Source organism: Paraburkholderia sp. (assembly GCF_035501035.1).
GTDB lineage: Bacteria > Pseudomonadota > Gammaproteobacteria > Burkholderiales > Burkholderiaceae > Paraburkholderia.
In genome coordinates, this window is sequence record NZ_DATJWR010000223.1 from 1 (window position 1) to 3378 (window position 3378).

Here is a 3378-nt window from a genome sequence, read left to right on the forward strand (position 1 = left end):
GTCACTCATATCCACCTTCCTTCATCGTGTCGGCTGCGCTGATCATCTTCTGGACCCGCAACGCGTATTGACCATTGAAAATTCCGTAGCCGCACTCCATCACCGGCACGCCGTCCACCTTGGCGACGATGTGCTCCGCGATGTTGATGGGCAGCACGTCGCCCTTCTTCATGTTCAGGATCTGCTCGAACGTCACGGGGATCTGCGCGAGATCGGCCGTGAGCTCGACTTCGGCGGCCTGCACCTGCTGCGAGAGCACGCGCACCCAGCGGCGGTCCACGTCGAGCACTTCGCCTTGCAGCGGCGAGGCGAGCACGTCGCGGATCGGCTCGATCATCGAGTAGGGCATGCAGATGTGCAGCGTGCCGCCCGTCGGGCCGAATTCGATCGAGAACTGCGTGACGATCACGATCTCGTTGGGCGTGGCAACGTTTGCGAACTGCGTATGCATTTCGGAGCGCACGAATTCGAACTGCAGCGGCCGCACGCTTTTCCACGCGGTCGTGTAGTGCTCGAACACGAGATTGAGCAGCTTGCCGATGATGCGCTGCTCGGTTTGCGTGAAGTCGCGGCCCTCGACGCGCGTATGAAAGCGCCCGTCGCCGCCGAACAGGTTGTCCACGACGAAGAACACGAGGTTCGGGTCGAACACGAACAGCGACGTGCCGCGCAGCGGCTTCACGTGCACGAGGTTCAGGTTCGTCGGGATCGGCAGGTTGCGGGTGAACTCGCTGTACTTCTGCACGCGCACGGGGCCGACCGAGATTTCGGCCGTGCGGCGCATGAAATTGAAGATGCCCACGCGCATGAGGCGCGCGAAACGCTCGTTGATGATTTCGAGGCCCGGCATGCGGCCGCGAACGATCCGTTCCTGCGTCGCGATGTTGTAGGGGCGCACGCCCTGCTTGTCGGCCTGGCTCGCATCCTGATCGACTTCGCCGGTGACGCCCTTGAGGAGGGCATCGACCTCCTCCTGGGACATGAACTCGTCGTGACTCATCGTCATGATGCCTGGCCCTCCTGGCTCGCGAGGCATTGCGCGCGCGCGGCCATCGCGTTCATCGCGCGGAACATCGCAGTGGTCATGTGCGCCACGCTCACTGGACGACGAACTCGGTGAACAGCACGTCGTCCACGCGCACGGGCTTTTCGTTCGCGCCGGCCGGCTGCGAGATCAGCACGGCGAGCTCGGTGGCGAGCGCACGCTTGCCGTCGAGCGGCGCGAGGTCGGACGGGTGCTTGTTCGAGAGCGCGAGCAGCACGCGGCTGCGGATCTCGGGCATGCGCGCGACGAGTGCGTCCTGGGTGGCCTGGCTGTCGAGCTTGAGCGTCAAGCCGATGCGCAGGTAGTGCTGTTCGCCGTCGTCCGACTGCAGGTTGACGGTCATCGGCTCGAGCGCGTAGTAGACGGGCACGGCAGGAGGAGGCGCAGCCGGCGCGCTCGGCGCACTCGCCTCGAGGCGTGACATGAAGAACCACGTCGCGCCGCCCGCGGCGGCCGCGGCGAGGATCGCAATGAGCACGATCACGAGGATGCGCTTCATCGGTCCGGGTTTCGCGCTTTGGGGCGCGGCTTGCTGGGATGCGGTCGTGGTCGCCATGTCGGAAAGTGAGCCTGGATGCTTGCGTGGGTCCGGAGGTCCGACCAGATGGTCAGTCCGGGCAGCTTGCATTGTTCCGGCTTTTGCCTTTCAGCGATGGGAGGAATAGACGGGGGAATTGCGGCTATCTCGTGGTTTTGTTGCGCGCGATGGCGAACGCCGCGCGCGAGGCGCGGCATAGCTGCTACGGGCGCGGCGGAGTCACTCTAGGTGCCGGTAGCGGTGGCGGTAGCGGTGGCCGTGGCCGTTGCCGCTGGCGCCGGTAACCGCAGCGGGTATTGCGGGCGCCGGGAGCGGCAGCAGTTACCGCGCGTGGCGGCAGCCGCAGCGGTTGCCGCCACCACCACCGTCGCCGCGACGCGTGGCGGGCGCGGCGAGCATGGCAAGTGCAGCCGGCGTGCTGAGCGCGGCGTGCGTGGCCGTGCGGGTCAGGCGAAGGTATCGATCAGCCCCACGGTGCGCTGCGTGACGCTCGCGGTGGTGGTGCTCGTGTCGTCGTCGGCCGCCGCGCTCACCGTGCCGCCCGAACCCGAGGAGCCGGAGCCGCCCGAGCCGCGGCCGTCCTGCTGCGCCTGCTGGTTCATCTGCCGCGAGAAGCCGTCGCTCACGCTCGCGCTGCCAAGGCCGATGCCGTTCTGCTCCATCGCCTCGCGCAGTTTCGGCAGCGCCGCTTCGACCGCTTCGCGCACCTGCTGGTGCTGCGAGACGAAGAGCGCGTGCGCGTGGCTCTCGGTGACCTGCAGCACGACCTGGAGCGGCCCGAGATCCTTCGGATTGAGCGTGAGTTCCGCCGACTGCTGGTGCGCGCTCGAAAGGAACACCACCTTCTGGCTCAGCGCGTCCTCCCAATCGCTTGTCCCGACTTGCGGCGCGAGAGAAGCGCTGGCCGCGGCCGCTGCTGCCGCCGGGTTGGCAACGGAGGCGCTCGCGCTCGCCGCCTGGGCCTGCGCCGCCGCTGCGGCGGCTGCGGCCGCAGCCTGGGTCGTGTCGGTCGCCGTGGCGGTGGTGGTCGCGCCGTTGGCCTGCGTGCTCGCGCTCGCCTGCTGGGCCGCCGCCGCGAGCGCGTCGGTCGCCGCCTTCGCGGCGTTGGCCGCCGTTGCCGTCGCGCCAGCCGCCGTGTCCGCGCCTGCCGTGCTGTTGGCCGCCGTGCCGAGTGCCTTGTTCTGGGCCGTCGCGCTCAGGTGCGAGGCGAAGCTGCTCGCGATGCCCGAGCCTGCGCTCGTGCCTGTGCCCGCAGTGGCGGCCGTGCCGCTCTGCGCGCCGGCGACCGCATGCGCGGAGAGCGCGCCCGCGCCGCCGCGCAGCGTCGCGAGCGCGGCTTGCAGCGCATCGTGCACCGACTTCGCAGTTGTGCTCGTGGCGCTTCCCGTGTCCGTGCCGTCGCTCGTCGTACCCGCGCCGGCGGCTGCCGGGGCTGCTGCGGCAGCCGAGGTCACGCCCGCGAGCGTGCTGCCGCTGCTCGGCTGGCTTGCGTCGCCTGTCGCGTTCGGGTCGGTCTGCGTCTGCTGGGCCTGTTGCGCCTGCTGGGCTTGCTGCGCCTGCGCCGCGGCGGCCTGGGCGCCGGCGGCTTCGGCCTGCTCGCGCTGGCTGCGCGAAGCGTGGGCATGATGATCGGCGTCCGACGCGCGCTGCGAGCCTTGCCCGCCGCTGGTGCTCGCCGTCTGCGCGCTGCTGCCGGTGCTACCGGTGCTACCGCTGCTGCCGCTGCTGCCACTGCTGCCACTGCTGCCACTGCTGCCACTGCTGCCACTGCTGCCACTGCTGCTGGTGCTGCCGG

The 3378-nt window shown here is 69.4% G+C and carries 3 protein-coding genes; all 3 read right to left on the bottom strand.

The genetic code is table 11. The features are described from left to right. Position 1: 1 nt before the first annotated feature. Positions 2 to 1000, bottom strand: coding sequence for a flagellar motor switch protein FliM (fliM, locus tag VMJ11_RS16045; protein WP_325620375.1), 999 nt, complete (start codon positions 998 to 1000; stop codon positions 2 to 4). Positions 1001 to 1097: 97 nt separating this feature from the next. After that, positions 1098 to 1601, bottom strand: coding sequence for a flagellar basal body-associated protein FliL (gene fliL / locus VMJ11_RS16050; RefSeq protein ID WP_325620373.1), 504 nt, complete (start codon positions 1599 to 1601; stop codon positions 1098 to 1100). A gap of 428 nt (positions 1602 to 2029) precedes the next feature. Then, a partial coding sequence (locus VMJ11_RS16055; RefSeq protein ID WP_325620374.1) for a flagellar hook-length control protein FliK occupies positions 2030 to 3378 on the bottom strand: 1349 nt, incomplete at its 5' end.

What these genes read in the sequence shown, in the direction of transcription:
- fliM (WP_325620375.1), bottom strand. Translation starts at nt 1,000, where the DNA reads ATGAGTCACGACGAGTTCATGTCCCAGGAGGAGGTCGATGCCCTCCTC.
- fliL (WP_325620373.1), bottom strand. Translation starts at nt 1,601, where the DNA reads ATGGCGACCACGACCGCATCCCAGCAAGCCGCGCCCCAAAGCGCGAAA.